Annotated in this window: 16 protein-coding genes and 1 pseudogene; 10 read left to right on the forward strand and 7 right to left on the reverse strand. The window is 65.4% G+C overall.

Going from position 1 to position 17,494, the window contains the following annotated elements; translation table 11 throughout:
- Nucleotides 1-62 precede the first annotated feature (62 nt).
- From E2I15_RS10915 to E2I15_RS10925, 3 genes are read left to right on the forward strand one after another with little or no spacing between them, the layout of a single operon-like run.
- A complete protein-coding gene (locus E2I15_RS10915) occupies nucleotides 63-1,385 on the forward strand; it encodes an ABC transporter substrate-binding protein (RefSeq protein ID WP_137477177.1) in 1,323 nt (440 codons plus the stop codon).
- 53 nt (nucleotides 1,386-1,438) lie between these two features.
- Nucleotides 1,439-2,401, forward strand: a complete 963-nt coding sequence (locus E2I15_RS10920) for a carbohydrate ABC transporter permease (protein WP_422109819.1) — start codon at nucleotides 1,439-1,441, stop codon at nucleotides 2,399-2,401.
- Nucleotides 2,398-3,222: a carbohydrate ABC transporter permease gene (locus tag E2I15_RS10925; RefSeq protein ID WP_155262313.1), complete on the forward strand. Its 825-nt coding sequence runs from the start codon at nucleotides 2,398-2,400 to the stop codon at nucleotides 3,220-3,222. Before E2I15_RS10920 ends, E2I15_RS10925 begins: the two co-directional genes overlap by 4 nt.
- Here the strand turns inward: E2I15_RS10925 and E2I15_RS10930 are convergent.
- A complete protein-coding gene (locus E2I15_RS10930; RefSeq protein WP_137477180.1) occupies nucleotides 3,219-3,896 on the reverse strand; it encodes a cysteine hydrolase family protein in 678 nt (225 codons plus the stop codon). The genes E2I15_RS10925 and E2I15_RS10930 overlap by 4 nt on opposite strands.
- Nucleotides 3,897-4,132: 236 nt before the next feature.
- Between E2I15_RS10930 and E2I15_RS10935 the strand changes: the two genes are divergently transcribed.
- The gene (locus E2I15_RS10935; RefSeq protein ID WP_137477181.1) at nucleotides 4,133-5,146 is read left to right on the forward strand and encodes a formamidase; all 1,014 of its coding nucleotides are present in this window, start codon (nucleotides 4,133-4,135) and stop codon (nucleotides 5,144-5,146) included.
- 14 nt (nucleotides 5,147-5,160) lie between these two features.
- Here E2I15_RS10935 and E2I15_RS10940 read toward each other — a convergent pair whose 3' ends face one another.
- Nucleotides 5,161-6,228, reverse strand: a complete 1,068-nt coding sequence (locus E2I15_RS10940) for a YeiH family protein (protein ID WP_137477182.1) — start codon at nucleotides 6,226-6,228, stop codon at nucleotides 5,161-5,163.
- Between the two features lie 86 nt (nucleotides 6,229-6,314).
- On the opposite strand from E2I15_RS10940, the gene E2I15_RS10945 reads away from it, so the two are divergent.
- Nucleotides 6,315-7,286, forward strand: coding sequence for a LysR substrate-binding domain-containing protein (locus tag E2I15_RS10945; RefSeq protein ID WP_137477183.1), 972 nt, complete (start codon nucleotides 6,315-6,317; stop codon nucleotides 7,284-7,286).
- On the opposite strand, the gene E2I15_RS10950 is transcribed toward E2I15_RS10945, so the two are convergent.
- From E2I15_RS10950 to E2I15_RS10960, 3 genes are all read right to left on the reverse strand, one after another.
- A complete protein-coding gene (locus E2I15_RS10950; protein ID WP_038377517.1) occupies nucleotides 7,234-7,455 on the reverse strand; it encodes a hypothetical protein in 222 nt (73 codons plus the stop codon). The two genes, E2I15_RS10945 and E2I15_RS10950, sit on opposite strands and share 53 nt — an antisense overlap.
- Before the next feature lie 149 nt (nucleotides 7,456-7,604).
- A complete protein-coding gene (locus E2I15_RS10955; RefSeq protein ID WP_137477184.1) occupies nucleotides 7,605-8,843 on the reverse strand; it encodes an ATP-binding protein in 1,239 nt (412 codons plus the stop codon).
- A gap of 199 nt (nucleotides 8,844-9,042) precedes the next feature.
- Nucleotides 9,043-10,302 carry an allantoate amidohydrolase gene (locus E2I15_RS10960; RefSeq protein WP_170991418.1) on the reverse strand — a complete coding sequence of 420 codons (1,260 nt, stop codon included), beginning with the start codon at nucleotides 10,300-10,302 and terminating at the stop codon, nucleotides 9,043-9,045.
- A gap of 373 nt (nucleotides 10,303-10,675) precedes the next feature.
- On the opposite strand from E2I15_RS10960, the gene E2I15_RS10965 reads away from it, so the two are divergent.
- The 5 genes from E2I15_RS10965 to E2I15_RS10985 are packed head-to-tail and all read left to right on the forward strand — an operon-like array spanning nucleotide 10,676 to nucleotide 16,051.
- The gene (locus E2I15_RS10965) at nucleotides 10,676-11,785 is read left to right on the forward strand and encodes a BMP family ABC transporter substrate-binding protein (protein ID WP_137477186.1); all 1,110 of its coding nucleotides are present in this window, start codon (nucleotides 10,676-10,678) and stop codon (nucleotides 11,783-11,785) included.
- Nucleotides 11,782-12,891: an ABC transporter permease gene (locus tag E2I15_RS10970; RefSeq protein WP_137477187.1), complete on the forward strand. Its 1,110-nt coding sequence runs from the start codon at nucleotides 11,782-11,784 to the stop codon at nucleotides 12,889-12,891. The genes E2I15_RS10965 and E2I15_RS10970 overlap by 4 nt, the downstream gene beginning before the upstream one ends.
- A 1-nt stretch (nucleotide 12,892) precedes the next feature.
- Nucleotides 12,893-13,819, forward strand: a complete 927-nt coding sequence (locus E2I15_RS10975) for an ABC transporter permease (RefSeq protein WP_137477188.1) — start codon at nucleotides 12,893-12,895, stop codon at nucleotides 13,817-13,819.
- Nucleotides 13,820-13,838: 19 nt separating this feature from the next.
- Entirely contained in the window at nucleotides 13,839-14,522 is a 684-nt protein-coding gene (gene biuH, locus E2I15_RS10980) for a biuret amidohydrolase (RefSeq protein ID WP_137477189.1), read from the forward strand.
- Complete coding sequence (locus E2I15_RS10985; protein ID WP_137477190.1) at nucleotides 14,519-16,051, forward strand: ABC transporter ATP-binding protein; 1,533 nt, start codon at nucleotides 14,519-14,521, stop codon at nucleotides 16,049-16,051. Before biuH ends, E2I15_RS10985 begins: the two co-directional genes overlap by 4 nt.
- 13 nt (nucleotides 16,052-16,064) lie before the next feature.
- Here the strand turns inward: E2I15_RS10985 and E2I15_RS10990 are convergent, their stop codons facing one another.
- Together E2I15_RS10990 and E2I15_RS39185 are read right to left on the reverse strand one after the other, a co-directional pair.
- Nucleotides 16,065-17,210, reverse strand: a complete 1,146-nt coding sequence (locus E2I15_RS10990) for a mechanosensitive ion channel family protein (RefSeq protein WP_137477191.1) — start codon at nucleotides 17,208-17,210, stop codon at nucleotides 16,065-16,067.
- A gap of 140 nt (nucleotides 17,211-17,350) precedes the next feature.
- Nucleotides 17,351-17,494, reverse strand: a pseudogene (locus tag E2I15_RS39185) (allantoinase); the annotation flags it as partial.

Below are 17,494 nucleotides of genomic sequence, written 5' to 3' on the forward strand. Positions count from 1 at the left end.
TAGGCACAGAAAGTTGAGGCGCTAGTATCTCTCCCAAACAAGAACCGTCCAGGGAGAGAAACATGTCGCATCACCTGATCTCGCGCCGGCAGATGCTGGCCGGCACCGCGGCCGCCGGCGCGGTCGGACTGACCGGATTTCCGGCCCGCGCCGACGTCAACTGGAAGAAATATTCCGGCACCACGCTCGAGGTGATCCTCGCCAAGGGGCCGCGCGGCGACAATCTGCAGAAATACATCAAGGAATTTACCGAGCTCACCGGCATCAAGGTCGAGTCGGAGCAGATCCCCGAGCAGCAGCAGCGCCAGAAATGCGTGATCGAGCTGTCCTCGGGCAAGCCGAGCTTCGACGTCGTGCACCTCAGCTATCACGTGCAGAAGCGGCAATTCGAGAAGGCCGGCTGGCTCGCCGACATGTCGGGCTATCTCAGGGATCCGAGCATGACGCCGCCGGACCTCGTCGAGAGCGATTTCTCGGCGGCCGGGCTGCAATATGCGCGCAACGACAAGGGCCAGATGCTGTCGCTGCCGTGGTCGGTCGACTATTTCATCCTCTACTACAACAAGGAGCTGCTCCAGAAGAAGGGCGTCGAGGTCCCGAAGACGCTGGAGGAGATGGCAATCGCGGCCGAGAAGCTGACCGATCCGAAGGAAGGCATCTACGGCTTTGTCGGCCGCGGCCTGCGCAACGCCAACATGGCGATGTGGACCAACTTCTATCTGAACTATGGCGGCGAATTCCTCGATGCCAAGGGCAACATCCTGACCGACGGCCCCGAGGCGATCGAGGCCACCAAGCTCTATCAGCGGCTGCTGACGAAATGCGCGCCTCCCGGCGTCGCCGGCTTCAACTGGATGGAGTCGATGGCCTCCTTCACGCAGGGCCGGTCGGCGATGTGGATCGACGCCGACGGCTGGGCGCCGCCGCTGGAAGATCCCGCCGCCTCGCGCGTCGTCGGCAAGGTCGGCTACACGCTGGTGCCCGCCGGCCCCAAGGGCAAGTTCTCCTCGACCTATGGCGACGGCGTCGGCATCGCCGCGGCGAGCAAGAACAAGGAAGCCGCCTATTTGCTCTGCCAATGGGTGGTCTCGCGCGGACAGGGCGCGCGCCTGCTGCAGGCCGGCGGCGGCGTGCCGTTCCGCAACTCCATCGTCGACGATGCCGAAGTCGCCAAGGGCGTGAAGACCAAGGAATGGCTGCAGTCGGTGGTTGATTCCGCCAAGATCTCGAAGCTCGGCCTGCCCGTCATCATCCCGGTCGCCGAATTCCGCGACATCGTCGGCGCGGCGCTGACCGCAACGCTGTCGGGCGCCGATCCCGCCACCGAGCTGAAGAAGGCGCACGAGCAATTCCGCCCCATCCTGGAGCGTAGCGAAAAAGCGTGAGCGTGGTGACACCGACTGAGCCGGCGGCGGCCAGCAAAGCGTTTTCAAGCGAAGTGGGTACCGGTTCGCGTGAAGAAAACGCGTCAAAGCAAGAGTCCAGAGCCGCAGGCTCTGGAGACGCCGCGCCGGCGCGTGAATGGCATCCGCCGTCCTATTGGCCGTTCGTGGTCCCGGCGCTCGTCGTGGTGCTGGCGGTGATCATCTTTCCGTGGGTGTTCACGATCTGGATGAGCCTGCAGGAATGGAAGGTCGGCTCGCCGACCGTCTTCGTCGGGCTCGCCAACTATCTGCGGCTGCCGACCGATCCGCGCTTCGTCGAGGCGGTCGGGCACACGCTGTCCTACACCGCGCTGTCGGTCGTGCTGCCGTTGCTGTTCGGCACGCTGTCGGCGGTGGTGTTTCACCAGAAATTCGCCGCGCGCGGTTTCCTCCGCGGCATCTTCATCATGCCGATGATGGCGACCCCGGTGGCGATCGCGCTGGTGTGGACCATGATGTTCCACCCGCAGCTTGGCGTGCTCAACTATCTGCTGTCGCTGGTCGGGCTGCCGCCGCAGCTCTGGGTGTTCAACCCCGCGACGGTGATCCCCTCGCTGGTGCTGGTCGAGACCTGGCAATGGACGCCGCTGGTGATGCTGATCGTGCTCGGCGGCCTCGCCGCGATCCCGACCGAACCCTATGAGAGCGCGCAGATCGACGGTGCCAATTTCTGGCAGGTGTTCCGCTTCATCACGCTGCCTTTGATCATGCCGTTCCTGTTCATCGCCGGCATGATCCGCATGATCGACGCGGTGAAAAGCTTCGACATCATCTTCGCGATCACGCAGGGCGGGCCGGGATCGGCGTCGGAGACCATCAACGTCTATCTCTACAGCGTTGCCTTCGTCTATTACGACCTCGGCTACGGCTCGGCGATCGCGGTGGTGTTCTTCCTCCTGATCGTGGCGCTGGCGGCGCTGCTGCTCTACCTGCGCAAGCGCCTGCTGTGGACATCAGAGCTCGGGGGTGGCGCATGAACCCGCGCTATATAGTCGGCCGGATCGGGCTTTGGCTGTCGGTGTTCGTCATCGTCTCGCCGGCGATCCTGTTTTTTCTCTGGATGGCCTCGCTGTCGCTCAAATTCGAGATCGACAATGCCTCCTATCCGCCGGTGTTCTTTCCGGAGCATATCGCCTGGAAGAACTATGCCGACGTGTTCGCGTCCAACCGCTTCCTGACCTATTTCAGCAACAGTCTCGTCGTCACCGGCTGCGCCACAGCTCTTGCGATGCTGGTCGGCGTGCCCGCCGGCTACGGCATCGCACGGATGGCGGCGCATAAATCGGCGATCGTGATCCTGATCGCGCGCATCACGCCGGGCCTGTCGTATCTGATCCCGCTGTTCCTGCTGTTCCAGTGGCTCGGCCTGCTCGGCACGCTGGTGCCGCAGATCATCATCCATCTCGTGGTCACGGTGCCGATCGTGATCTGGATCATGATCGGCTATTTCGAGACCACGCCGCTGGAGCTGGAGGAAGCCGCGCTGATCGACGGCGCCACGCGCTGGCAGGTGTTCCGCCATGTCGCGCTGCCGATCGCCAAGCCGGGGCTTGCGGTCGCCTTCATCCTCGCGGTGATCTTCTCCTGGAACAATTTCGTCTTTGGCATCGTGCTGGCCGGACGCGAGACCCGCACGCTGCCGGTCGCGGTCTACAACATGATCTCGTTCGACCAGCTGAGCTGGGGCCCGCTCGCCGCCGCCGCATTGATCGTGACGGCGCCGGTGCTGCTGCTGACCGTGATGGCGCAGCGGCAGATCGTCGCCGGGCTGACGGCGGGCGCGGTGAAGGGCGGCTAGTCCCCGAGCGCTTCCAGCACCGCGGCTGAATCGGTGACCCAGCCGAAAATGCCGCCCTGGGCCTTGATCATCTTCAGGCCCATCTCGTGGAATTCCGGGAAGTAGGACGCGCAGCCGTCGGAGATCACGACGCAGCGATAGCCGCGGTCGTTGGCCTCGCGCACCGTGGTGTTGACGCAGACCTCGGTGGTGACGCCGCAGACCAGGAGATTCTCGATGCCGTATTTCTGCAGGATGTCGCCGAGTTCGGTGGCGTAGAACGCGCCCTTGCCGGGCTTGTCGATCACGATCTCGCTGCCCTGCGGATAGAGCTCCGGGATGATGTCGTGCCCCGCCTCGCCGCGGATCAGGATCCGTCCCATCGGTCCGGGATCGCCGATCCGAAGCGACGGCGCGCCGCGCTCGAGCTTCGCGGGCGGCGCGTCGGAGAGATCGGGCAGATGGCCCTCGCGGGTATGGACCACGAGCAGCCCGGCGTCGCGCACCGCTGCGAGTACCGCGGCGATCGGCTTCACCGCGCGGGCAAGCTGGCTGACGTCATTGCCGAGCGTCTCGCCGAAGCCCCCTCGCTCCATGAAGTCGCGCTGCATGTCGATGATGACGAGCGCGGTCCTGCTCCAGTCGAGCGTGATCGGTGCCGGCTCCGCCGCGATCGTCCCGCTTGAATTCGCCATGACGCACGCCCCGAATGCGAGAAAACCCGCATTTGATTAAGCAAACCGCGTGCCATTGCGCAATGATGCGGCGCATCGCGGCGATCCCGATCAGCATGTGACCGTACGCTGCATTTGCGCATGCTGCGATCTTGCTGGCATGATCGTTGCTAGCTGAGAGCCAGACGGGAGCCCGACCGAACGAAGATCATCGTTCGCGACATGACAGCCCATTTCAAACAGGCGGGAGGACAGGCATGAATGGACTTGGCGGTCTCAACAAATCACCAAATGGCGTGGTGATCGGACTGGTGCAGCTGCAGTTGCCTGTGGTTGCGACAAGGTCCGACCTGGCACGGCAGACCGAGCGCATCGTATGGATGGTCGGCAAGGCGCGGCGCAATCTCGCCACCATGGATCTTGTCGTGTTCCCCGAATACTCGCTGCACGGCCTCTCGATGGACACCAATCCGGAGATCATGTGCCGGCTCGACGGGCCTGAAGTCGCGGCTTTCAAGCGGGCCTGCATCGAGAACAAGATCTGGGGCTGCTTCTCCATCATGGAGTTCAACCCTCATGGCAACCCCTATAATTCAGGACTGATCATCGACGACCACGGCGATATCAAACTGTACTACCGCAAATTCCATCCCTGGATTCCGGTCGAGCCGTGGGAGCCCGGCAACATCGGCATTCCCGTGATCGACGGACCGAAAGGCGCCAAGATCGCGCTGATCATCTGCCATGACGGCATGTTCCCGGAAATGGCGCGGGAATGCGCCTACAAGGGCGCGGAGATCATGATCCGCACCGCAGGCTACACCGCGCCGATCCGCGACAGCTGGCGCTTCACCAACCAGGCCAACGCGTTCCAGAACCTGATGCTGACGGCCAATGTCTGCATGTGCGGCTCGGACGGGTCGTTCGACTCGATGGGCGAAGGCATGATCGTCAATTTCGACGGCAGCATCATCGCGCACGGCACCACGGGGCGGCCCGACGAGATCATCACCGCCGAGGTGCGGCCCGACCTCGTGCGCGAGGCGCGGATCAACTGGGGCGTCGAGAACAACATCTATCAGCTCTGGCACCGCGGCTATGTCGCGGTGAAGGGCGGCGCGATGGATTGCCCCTACACGTTCATGCAGGACATGGTGTCCGGCCGCTTCCGCCTGCCCTGGGAAGATCAGGTCAAGATCACCGACGGCACATCCTGCGGCTTTGCCGCACCGACACGGATGTTCGGCAAGACCGCGAAGGCCGCCGAGTAGCGAAACGGCAGATGCTATTTGAAGAGGTGCACGAGGCCGATGCTCAAGGCCAGCAGCAGCATCAGCGACAGCGTGACGGCCGCCGTCACGCGGCCGCCGACGGTCGAGAGCACGCGGACATCGACGCCGAGCCCGAGCGCGGCCATCGAGACGACGGTGAGAATTGTCGCCGTCTTGGTCACCGGCGCGATCGCGATGTCGGGCACGAGCTGGAACGAGCGCAGCGCGGCCAGCACCAGGAAGCCGATGATGAACCAGGGCACCAGCTTGAATGGGCTGATCGACGCTGCCTTTGAAGCGCCCTCCTTGTCGCCGCCCTTGCGCCGCCGCGCCACCAGCAGCGAGAGGCCGATCACGATCGGGCCCAGCATCAACACCCGCACCAGCTTGACCAGCGTGCCGATCTGGGTGCTGACGATGCCCGCCGGCACGGTCGCCGCCAGCACCTGCGGCACGGCATAGACCGTGAGCCCGGCGAGGATGCCGTATTGCGTCGCCGTCAGCTTGAGCAGCGGAATCAGGAGCGGCAGGCCGAGCACCATCAGCACGCCGAGAATGGCGGTGAACGAGATCGACGAGGCGATGTCGTCGCCGTCGGCCTCGATCACCGGCGCCACCGCCGCGATCGCCGAGTTGCCGCAGATCGAATTGCCGCAGGCGATCAGAATCGCGAGTTTGGTCTTGAGCCCGAGCATCCGGCTGAGGCCATAGCTCACCGCCAGCATGATCACGACCGTCACGGCGATGGCGCCGATCAGCAGCCCGCCCGAGGCCACGATCGCGGCAAAGCTGATGGAGGCGCCGAGCAGCATCACCGCGACCTCGAGCAGCTGCTTGGCGCTGAACGCAATGCCCGAGCGCCAGCGCGCCGACGGCTCCCAGGCGGTGCGCACCGCCATGCCGAGCAGGATCGCAACGACGAGAGCCTCGATATAGGGGTGGTCGAAAACGCGCTCCTCGGCGGCCTGGATGCCGAGCGAGATGACCGTGACGACCCCGCAGAGCAGAATCCCCGGAATGAGCTGGAATATGCGCCTCAGCGCCCCCTGCTTCTGACTCTGGTCTTGTTCTGGTTCCGGCACAAAATCCTCTTTTCGGAGAAGATTTTATGCGCCAGGGCACCCCTCTTGGCTAATATATTTTCGGACTGCCCCGATAGAGAGAAGTTATGTCCCTCAACCTGCATCTGCTCCGCCTGTTCGCGGCCGTGGCGAGAACCGGAAGTTTCTCCCGCGCCGCCGACCTCCTGCACATCAGCCAGCCGGCGATCTCCAAGGGCGTGCGGGATTTCGAGCTGCAGGTCGGCTGCCGGCTGCTGGACCGCACGCCAAAGGGGGTGCGGCCGACCCGGGAGGGCGCGGCGCTGGCGCGGCATGCCGAGACGCTGTTCGCGGCCGAGCGCGCCGCCGAGGACGAATTGCAGGCGCTGCGCAACCTCGACAGCGGCTCGCTGCGGATCGGCGCCAGCACCACGATCGCGACCTACATGATCCCGGAATATCTTGGCGTGTTCCACCGTGCCTTTCCCGGCATCGATCTGCACGTCGTGAGCGCCAACACCAGCGATATCGCCGCGCTGATGCTGGGACACGAAATCGAGATCGCCTTGGTCGAGGGGCCGGTCGAGGACGAGAATTTGATCAGCGAAGCCTGGCGTACCGACGTGATGGCGCTGATCGCGGGTCCAAATCATCGCTTCGCAGCGGTCCAGGGGCCGATCGACATCCGGTCACTGAACGACGAGATCCTGATCGTGCGGGAACCCGGCTCAGGCACGCGCGAGGTGGTGGCGCAGGCGCTGGCTGCGCACCACGTCGAGCCGCAGCGGACGCTCGAGATCGGCAGCACCGAGGCGATCAAACAGGCGGTCGCCGCCGGTGTCGGCGTCGCCATTGTGTCGATCGCGACGATCGACGACCAGGTGAAGCTCGGAAAGCTGAAGGTGATCCCGATCAAGGGCGTCCATATCGAGCGCGCGCTCTGGCAACTGAAATCGCCCGGCCGGCTGGACGTGCCGGCGGCGGTGGCGTTCGAGGGGATCATTCGGGAGACAAAGGGCACGAAGACGGCGCCGCCGATGCCGGCGGCTAGAGCGCGGCGAACAGACCCTGCGCCCAGGCAACGGCATGCTCGAAGCTGAACACGCCGGGCTCGAAATACACGGCGCGTGCCAGCACGATGCCGACCACCAGCACCCAGAACACGCTGGTGCCCGCGGTCTTCAGCCATTTCGACACGCCCTCGCTCGCGATCGAAGGATCGACCGCGGGGACCGGCTCGCCGAAGGGATCGAATGCGGATTGGCTCATCGTCGTAACCATCAGGAATACCCCGAGAATGTCGCGACGACGGGGGCGGAAGCAAGGGTCGTGGAATGCCTTTTGCGGCGATTACTTGGAAGGACGTTTTCCGGCTCGAAAGCGGGGGAGCATTTCCTTCTCAACGCCCCCTGTGGGCATCAACTGTCGGTCACACGCTGCGGCGCCACGCGTGGCAGCGTGATCCGCATGGCTGTCCCCATGCCCGGCGCACTGTCGAGATTAAGCTCTCCGCCCAGCCGGTTCGTGACGATGTTATGAACGATGTGGAGACCGAGCCCGATGCGGCCGATGTCGCGGCGCGTCGTGAAGAAGGGATCGAAGGCCTGCCGCAGCACGTCGTGATCCATCCCGCAACCGTTGTCGGCGAACAGGATCTCGACCTGGTCCGCGCCTGACGCGCGCAGCCGGATCGTGATCACGCCGCCCTTGCCATCCGGAAACGCGTGCGCCACCGAATTGACGAACAGGTTGGTCAGCACCTGGCCGTAGGGGCCGGGATAGCTGTTCATGGCCAGACCGGGCGGGCAATCGACCTCGAGCGCAAGGTTGTTCTTCGGCAAGGCCGGACGCAGGCTCGAGAGAACCTGCTCGGTCACCGCGCCGAGGTCGAACTGGCTGCGGTCGAAATAGCTGCGATCCACCGCCACCTGCTTGAACGACTGCACCAGGTCCGCCGCGCGCTTGAGGTTGCCGACAAGCAGCGACGAGGCGCTTTCGACGACCTCGATGAAATCGCTCAGGCTGGATCGCTTCAGCTTGCCGCGCGCGGCCTCGGCAGCGAAGTCGGCGCATTTCTGCTCCAGCACCGAGGCGACGGTGAGACTGGTGCCGACCGGACTGTTGATCTCGTGCGCGACGCCGGCGACCAGCCGGCCCAGCGCCGCGAGCTTTTCCGCCTCGATCAGGGACGCCTGGGTCTCCTGCAGATGGTGCAAGGCCTTCTCGGCTGCATCGCGCGCGGCGCGGATCTCGCGTTCGCTCCGCTTGCGATCGGTGATCTCTTCGGCCGCAACGTTGACGCCGACGATGCTCCCGTTCGGTTCGCGCTGCGGATGCCAATGCGTGATCCAGCATCGCTCGTCATTGTGGCCGGGGCGCTGGCCGTAAACCTCCACGCCGGTGACGGGCTCTCCGGTCTCCATGATCGACCGAACGATACCTTCGACCGCCGAAGCCAGCGCGGGCACGCAATCGTGCACCGTACGCCCGAGGTGGCCTTCGACCGAAATGCCGCAGATCTCGGTGAGACGCTGGTTGATCTGAAGGTAACGGCAATCGGGAGAGAGGTAGGCAAGACCGATCGGCGCAGTGTCATAGATCAGCTGCAGCGCCGGTTGCTTTGGGAACTGAACGTCCTGGACGACGGACGACCTCATGTCCACTACCCCCCGTTGCACCAAGTCTAGCGCTTCACGCCCGGCCCGCAATAGGCCAGCTGAGCCGGAAACGGCGGCCTGGTCTATGCGGATTCGGCACGGGTCGGGTCCGGCAGCGGACCTGGACCGGTGCTTGCGGCGTGCTGACGCAACGTAGACAGCAAGCGGTCCTCAGCGAAGGCCTGCGAAGCGCGCAATTTTAGCTATTCACTGCACCGTGCGGACGAAAATTCTCGACGAAGCGCAGCAGCACCCGCGCGCCGGTGTCGGCATCGGCGAGCTCGACATGTTCGGCCGGATTGTGGCTGATCCCGCCGCGGCAGCGCACGAAGATCATGCCGATATCGGCGACATCCACCATCGCCATGCCGTCATGCCCCGCCCCGCTCGGCAGCTCGAACGCGGCATAGCCCTCGGCCGCGACGGCCTCGGCGATCTGCGTCTTCAGCCACGGCGCGCAGGGCACGCTGCGGTTCTCGTGGGTGACGTCGATCTGCAAGGCGAGGTCGCGGCGGTTTGCGATCGCCTCGATCTGCCGCACGATGTCGGCGACGGCACGCTTGCGATGCATGTCGCTCTGCGAGCGGATGTCCATGGTGAAGGACACCTTGCCCGGGATCACATTGGTGGCGCCCGGCATCGCCCTGACATAGCCGACGGTGCCGACGAGGCCTTGTTCGTCGGACCTGCAAAACTGTTCGATCGCAACGATGCATTCGGCAGCGCCCGCCAGCGCATCGCGTCGCAGCTTCATCGGCACCGTGCCGGCATGGCCGGCGACGCCGGTGAGACTGGCGGCAAGCCGGGTCGCGCCCGAAATCGCGGTCACGACGCCGACCGGCAGCGCCTTCTCCTCCAGCACGGGGCCCTGCTCGATGTGCAGCTCGACATAACCGAGCAGCTCGCGGCGGACGCGCGCCGCCTTGCCGATATGATCGGGCTCGAGCCCGAACTGGATCAGCGCGTCGCGCATCGAGGTGCCGGCGCGGTCGCGCGTGTTGAGCACGCTCTCGTCGAAGGTGCCGGCGACCGCGCGGCTGCCGAGCAGGGTCGAGGCGAAGCGCACCCCCTCCTCGTCCGCAAAGCCCACAATCTCGATCGCGAACGGCAGCCGCTTGCCGCGCCGGTTCAGATCGTCGACGCAGGCGATCGCGGTGATGACGCCGAGCGGGCCGTCCCATCGGCCGGCGTCGCGCACGGTGTCGTAATGCGAGCCGAGCATCAGCGCCGGCAGGCCCGGCCGCTCGCCCTCGTAGCGCCCGCAGACATTGCCGATGGCGTCGAGATGCGGGCTCATGCCGGCCTCGCGCATCCAGGACAGGATGAGATCGGCCGCCTTGCGGTGCTCGTCGGTGAGGAACACTCGCGCCAGATGCTCCGGCGTCTCGGAGATCGCCGCGAGCTGATCGATCCGTGCCACGATCTCGCCGCCAAGGGGGGGCGGTTTTGTCTCGCTCATGCTGTTTCCCATCAGTCCAACCCGGCACCCGAGCCGGTCTCACTCGTAGCAGGCCCGATCCGATTCACCAGCCGGCAAATGACCCTCCGGGCGCCGACCCCGGACGAAGCTCGCATCGGCCCGCCACCGGTTAGCGACTGCTTAACGGCATTGCATACAACGACGATCGATCGCTCATAAAATAGGCAGAACGATCCCGATCGACTTCCGAAGCCTATCAGGTCGTTCATCGTTTCCGTTCGAATTCAATCGCTTACGGCGCAATGATCGCCAAACATGCTCTGGCATGAAGCTTGCGACACTCCGTCCAAGCTCCGCCGTCGGGCGGCTGCGACAAGGACAGGCGGGCCGGACCCGCCGGAGGGAGCAGGCGATGGATTTTGGCAGAATTTCAAGAAGGCATTTGTTGCAGGGAAGCGCGGCATTGGCGCTTGGCAGCACGCTCGGCATTCGCGGCGCGGCGGCAGCCGAAACCACGGTCGGCTTCATCTATGTCGGGTCGCGCGACGACTACGGCTACAACCAGGCCCACGCCCAGGGCGCGGCGGCGGTGAAGAAGCTTCCCGGCATCAAGGTGGTCGAGGAAGAAAAGGTGCCGGAGACCGATGCGGTCGAGAAGACCATCGAGTCCATGATCAATCTCGACGGCGCCACGCTCATGTTCCCGACCTCGTTCGGTTACTACAACCCGCACGTCCTCAAGATGGCGGGCAAGTTTCCAAAACTGCATTTCGAGCATTGCGGCGGCCTGTGGTCCGACAAGGACCCGAAGAATGCGGGCAGCTATTTCGGCTATATCGACGAGGCGCAATACATCTCCGGCATCGTCGCCGGCTATTCGACCAAGAGCGGCAAGCTCGGCTTCGTCGCCGCCAAGCCGATTCCGCAGGTGCTGCGCAACATCAACGCATTCACGCTCGGCGCCCGGCTCGCCAATCCGAAGGCGACCACGCAGGTGATCTTCACCGGCGACTGGTCGATGCCGGTCAAGGAAGCCGAGGCGACCAACAGCCTGATCGACCAGGGCGTCGACGTGCTGACCTGCCATGTCGACGGACCGAAGACGATGGTCGAGAACGCCGCACGCCGCGGCGCCTTCGTATGCGGCTATCACGTCAACCAGTCGCCGCTGGCGCCGAAGGCCTATCTCACCGGCGCCGAGTGGAATTGGGAGGCGCTCTACCCGAAATTCGTCAAGATGATCACCGCGGGCGAAGCGATCCCGAACTTCTATCGCGGCGGTCTCAAGGAAGAGATCGTCAAGGTGTCGCCCTATGGCGAGATGGTCTCGGCAGAAGCGCGCAAGCATGCCGACGACGTCAAGGCCAAGATCATCGCCGGCGAATACACCATCTTCAAGGGCCCACTCGTCGACAACAAGGGCAAGACGGTGATCGCTTCCGGCACTGATCGCGGCCAGCAGGATCCCGAGCTCGAGAAGATGGACTATCTCGTCGAGGGCGTGATCGGAGCTACCGCGTGACGACCGAGGCGGCGGAATCGGTGGAGGCGGCCGGCATCGCTCCGGCCGCCGATCCCGGATTCCTCCAGCGCCACGGCGCGAGCATCGAATACATCCTGATCCCGGCCGCGGCGCTGGTCGGCGCGCTCGCGGTGTTCGGCGGTTTTGTCGCGCTGTACGGCAAGAACCCGCTCGATCTGTATTTCTACATGTATTACGGCGCGTTCGGCACCGCCTTCTCCTGGCAGAACACGCTGACCCGCGCCGCACCGCTGATCCTGACCGCGCTGTGCACGGCGCTGCCGGCGCAGCTCGGCATGGTGATCATCGGCGGCGAAGGCGCGCTGCTGATCGGCGCGCTGTCGGCGACCGCGGCGGCGCTGGCGCTGCAGGGCGCGGCGCCGATCGTGGTGCAGATCGCGATGGTGATCGCGGGCATGATCGGCGGCGGCCTCTGGATCACGCTGTCGGGCGGCCTGCGGCAATACCGCGGGGTCAACGAGACGATCTCGAGCCTGCTGCTGGTCTATATCGCGCTCGCGATTCTGAACCATCTGGTCGAGGGGCCGATGCGCGATCCGGCGAGCCTCAACAAGCCGTCGACGCGCGAGATCGGCGCCGCCAACATGATCGGCACCATTCCCGGCACCGACGTGCATTGGGGCCTGGTGTTCGGCCTGGTCGCGGCCGTTGCCGCCTACATCCTGATCTATCACACCACCTTCGGCTTCGCGGCGCGCGTCGCCGGCGGCAACATCCGCGCCGCCAAGATCGTCGGCCTCAGTGTCGGCAAGCTGATCCTGACCGTCTGCTTTCTCGCCGGCAGCTGCGCCGGGCTTGCCGGCATGATCGAGGTCGCGGCGGTGCAGGGCCGCACCAACGCCAACCTCGCGGCGGGCTATGGTTTCACCGGCATCCTCGTCGCATTCCTGGCGCGGCAGAATCCGCTGGCGATCATTCCGGTGGCGATCCTGCTCGGCGGCATCTCGGCCTCCGGCGGCCTTTTGCAGCGGCGGCTCGGCCTGCCCGACGCCTCGGTGCTGGTGCTGCAAGGCATCATCTTCGTGTTCGTGCTGGCGAGCGACGCGCTCTACGGGCGCATCGGCTTCCTGAAGGGAAAGTCCTGACATGGCGGATACTTCGCTCGGGCTCTGGACCGTTCCGCTGGCCGTGTTCGGCGGCGCCATCCGCGTCTCGACGCCGTTCCTGTTCGTCAGCCTCGGCGAATGCATCACCGAGCGAAGTGGCCGCATCAATCTCGGCCTCGAGGGCACGCTGGTGATGGGCGCGATGAGCGCCTACGGCATCTCCTATCTCTCCGGCTCGCCATGGCTTGGCGTGCTCGCGGCCGGCATCACCGGCGCCCTGTTCGGCGCGCTGCATGCCGGGATCTGCTCGCTGCCGCGCGTCAACGACATCGCGGTCGGCATCGCGCTGATGCTACTCGGCACCGGGCTCGCGTTCTTCCTCGGCAAGCCGCTGATCGAGCCGACGGCGGCACGGTTGCCGGCGATCGATTTCGGCTGGTGGAGCGACGTGCCGCAGGTGCGCGCCGCGCTGCGCATCAACGTGTTGTTCCTGATCGGCGTCGCGATCGCGCCGCTGCTCTATTGGGCGTTCAGGACCACGCGCTGGGGCCTGTTGATCCGCACCGCCGGCGAGAGCGCCGACGCGGCGCGCGCGATGGGTCATTCGGTGCTGCTGATCCGCTTGCGCGCCACCATGGTCGGCGGTTTCCTCGCCGGCATCGGCGGCTCGTTCCTGTCGCTGTTCTATCCCGGCAGCTGGAACGAAGGCCTCTCCTCGGGACAGGGCATCACCGCGGTCGCGCTTGTCATCTTCGCGCGCTGGGACCCGATGCTGTGCCTGTGGGCCTCGCTCGCCTTCGGCGGCGCGGCCGCGCTCGGGCCGGCGCTGCAATCGGTCGGCATCACCTCCGGCTATCATCTGTTCAACGCCGCGCCCTACATCCTGACGCTCGCGATCATGATCATCACCTGCTCGCCGAAGCGCACGCTGACCGGCGCGCCCGCCGAATTGTCGATCACCCGATAGCATCTCGAAAGATCATGTCATGCCCGAGCGCTTCATCAAGTCCGAGCCCTACGCCTGGCCCTACAACGGCGATCTGCGGCCAGAGAATACCGCGCTCATCATCATCGACATGCAGACGGATTTCTGCGGCGTCGGCGGCTATGTCGACAAGATGGGCTACGACCTCTCGCTGACACGCGCGCCGATCGAGCCGATCAGGAAGCTGCTCGCGGTGATGCGCGCGCAGGGTTTTCACATCATCCACACCCGCGAGGGCCACCGCCCCGATCTGGCCGACCTGCCAGCCAACAAGCGCTGGCGCTCGCGCCAGATCGGCGCCGGCATCGGCGATCCCGGCCCCTGCGGCCGCATCCTGGTGCGCGGCGAGCCCGGCTGGGAAATCATTCCGGACCTCGCGCCGCTGCCCGGCGAGCCTGTTATCGACAAGCCCGGAAAAGGCTCGTTCTGCGCCACCGACCTCGAGCTGATGCTGCGGCTGCGCGGCATCGAGAACATCGTGCTGACCGGCATCACCACCGATGTCTGCGTCCACACCACGATGCGCGAGGCCAACGACCGCGGCTTCGAATGCGTGCTGGTCGAGGATTGCTGCGGCGCGACCGACAAGGGTAATCACGATCACGCGGTGAAGATGATCAAGATGCAGGGCGGCGTGTTCGGCGCGGTGACCAGATCCGCCGACCTGATCGGGGCGCTGTCGTGATCATCGGCGAGCCGCCCGCACCGTCCGGCGCGTTCGGCGTCGACGCCATCGCGATGACCATGCGGTTCGGTGATTTCACAGCGCTCGACAATGTCGAGCTCAAGGTGCGTCCCGGCTCGTTCCACGCCCTGCTCGGTGAGAACGGCGCGGGCAAGAGCACGCTCGTGAAATGCATCATGGGCTATTACCACGCCACCGAAGGCGACATCCTCGTCGGCGGCCGCCAGCAGGCGATCGCCAATCCAAAGGACGCGCATGCGCTCGGGCTCGGCATGGTCTACCAGCATTTCACGCTGGTGCCGGCGATGACGGTCGCCGAGAATTTGGTGCTGGCGCGCGACGACGTGCCTGCGATGGTCGACTGGCGCAAGGAGAACAAGGAGCTCGAGGCCTTCCTGGCGCGGATGCCGTTCAAGGTGCCGCTCGACGCAAGGGTCTCCGACATCTCCGCCGGCGAACGGCAGAAATGCGAGATTCTCAAGCAGCTGTATCTGAAGCGGCGCTTCCTGATCCTGGACGAGCCGACCTCGGTGCTGACGCCGGGCGAAGCCGATGAGGTGCTCGGCATGCTGCGCGCGATGGTGGTCGCGGGCGAGCTCACCATCCTGATGATCACGCACAAGTTCCGCGAGGTGATGGCCTTTGCCGACGAGGTGACCATCCTGCGCCGCGGAAAGCTTGCCGGCAGCGGCCGGGTCGCCGAGCTGACGCCGGACGAGATGGCCCGCACCATGATCGGCGCCGAGCAGCTGACGGTGCAGCCGCCGCGCACCGGCGAGACCGGCGCGGCCCGGCTCGAGCTCGACAAGCTCACCGCGCTTGACGATGCCGGCGCGATCGCCGTGCACGGCGTGTCGCTGACCGTGAAGAGCGGCGAGATCGTCGGCATCGCCGGCGTCTCCGGCAACGGCCAGCGCCAGCTCGTGGAGGTTTTGGCCGGCCAGCGCGAGGCCGAGAGCGGCGCGATCCGTGTGCAGGGCGAGACCTATGCGGCGAGCCGCGCGGAGATGCGGCGCCACAGGATGTCGCTGTTGCCGGAAGAGCCGCTGAAGAATGCCTGCGTCGGCGGCATGAGCGTCGCCGACAACATCGCATTCCGCGAGTTCGATCGTGCCCCGTTCGCGCGCGGCGGCTGGTGGCTGAACCGCTCGGCCTTCCGCAACGACGCCGAGCGCAAGATCAACCGCTACAAGATCAAGACCCGAACGCCGGAGACGCCGATCGCGGCGCTGTCGGGCGGCAATGTGCAGCGCGCGGTGCTGGCGCGCGAACTCTCGGGCGACGTCGAGGTGCTGATCGCCGCCAATCCCTGCTTCGGGCTCGACTTCGCGGCGGTGGCGCAGATCCACGCCGAGATCATGGCCGCCCGCAACCGCGGCGCGGCAGTGCTGTTGGTCAGCGAGGACCTCGATGAGCTCCTGGAGCTGTCGGATCGGCTGGTCGTGATGTTCCACGGCACGTTCGTGCATGAAGCCCGCGCCAGCGAGGCCGACCTCACCGAGATCGGCCGGCACATGGCAGGGCATTAAAGCAGATAACTGATCAGTTCGGTGACGCTGTCGCAGTTGCACGCTCACGCGACGGCGCACCGCGCAGAAAGTCCCGGCCAAATCCGTCGGCCGCAGGCGCGAGGATCGCCCGATCGCGCGGCAGCGCCTCCGGCATCTCATCGCGGATGAACGCCAGCAGCTTCTCGCGGATCTCGCAGCGCAAATCCCAGGACTGCGGCGCATTGCGGGCGCTGACCAACGCGCGCAGCTCGATGGTGCGCGGATGAGTATCGATCACCTGCAAATTGGCGACCGCGCCGTCCCAGAGCCGCGACTCCTTGGCCACCTGCTCCAGTCGTTTGCGGATCGCCGGCACGTTGGCGCTGTAGTCGACATGCAGCGCGATTGCACCGATCAGCGATTGCGCGTCGCGCGTCCAGTTCTGAAACGGGCGCTCGATGAAGTAGGACAGCGGCACCACCATGCGCCGCCAGTCCCAAAGCCGGATCACGACATAGGTCGAGGCGATGTCCTCGACCCAGCCCCATTCGTTCTCGATGATGACGGCGTCCTCGATCCGGATCGGCTGGGTGACGGCGATCTGCACGCCGGCGATCAGATTGCTGAGCAGCGGCCTGGCGGCAAGACCGACGATCAGGCCGGCGGCGCCGGCGGAGGCGAACAGGCTGACGCCATATTGCCTGACCGAGTCGAACGTCATCAGCGCGGTTGAGACCGCGATGATGACGATCAGCGTGTCGGTGACCCGCTTGAAGACGCGAACCTGGGTGACGTGCTTGCGCGCCAGGAAATTCTCGGCCACGTCGAGACGAAAGCGATCGAGATACCTTGCCGACGCCATGTCGACGGCGCGGATCGAAATCCAGCCGACCAGCGCGATGCCGGCGACGCCGAAAACATGGCTGAGCGTCTGCCGCAGCAGATCGTCGAGCGGCGCCAGCGGCAAGACCAGCGCGACGGCGGCAAGGCACAGCGCCAGCCGCGTCGGACCCGCTGTCCGGTCAAGCAGCATGGGCGCGACCGCGTTCTTCGGTCCCACCATGCGGTGGACGAGACGCTGCGCGATCGAGTGAACGATGAGCGCGACAACGACTGCCCCCGTGATTACGCCGAGGCCAACGACCCAATCCGGAACCCAACGAAATGTGTGCTCCAATTCGGCAAGAATGTTCCGCATGAAATCCGCCTGCTCCCGCACTGCAGGCGGCTAACGCGCGGAATCGCCGATCGCTTCTGACCTCTGTGCAACGCAGCAATTCACCCGATGCAACTCGGATGCGCGGGATATCGCGTTGGATCGGTGGACGCGGAACCGCGCTAGGTGATCTCGAACGCGTCTTCGGCGAGATGCCTGAGATTGGCGTGCCAGTGCTCGGCGATCTGAAGCCGGGTCGGCACCCAGACGTGCTCGTGCTTCCCGATATAGTCGAGGAAGCGCATCAGCGCGGCGGCGCGGCCCGG

This window comes from Bradyrhizobium sp. BR2003, from assembly GCF_009720285.1.
Lineage (GTDB): Bacteria > Pseudomonadota > Alphaproteobacteria > Rhizobiales > Xanthobacteraceae > Bradyrhizobium > Bradyrhizobium elkanii.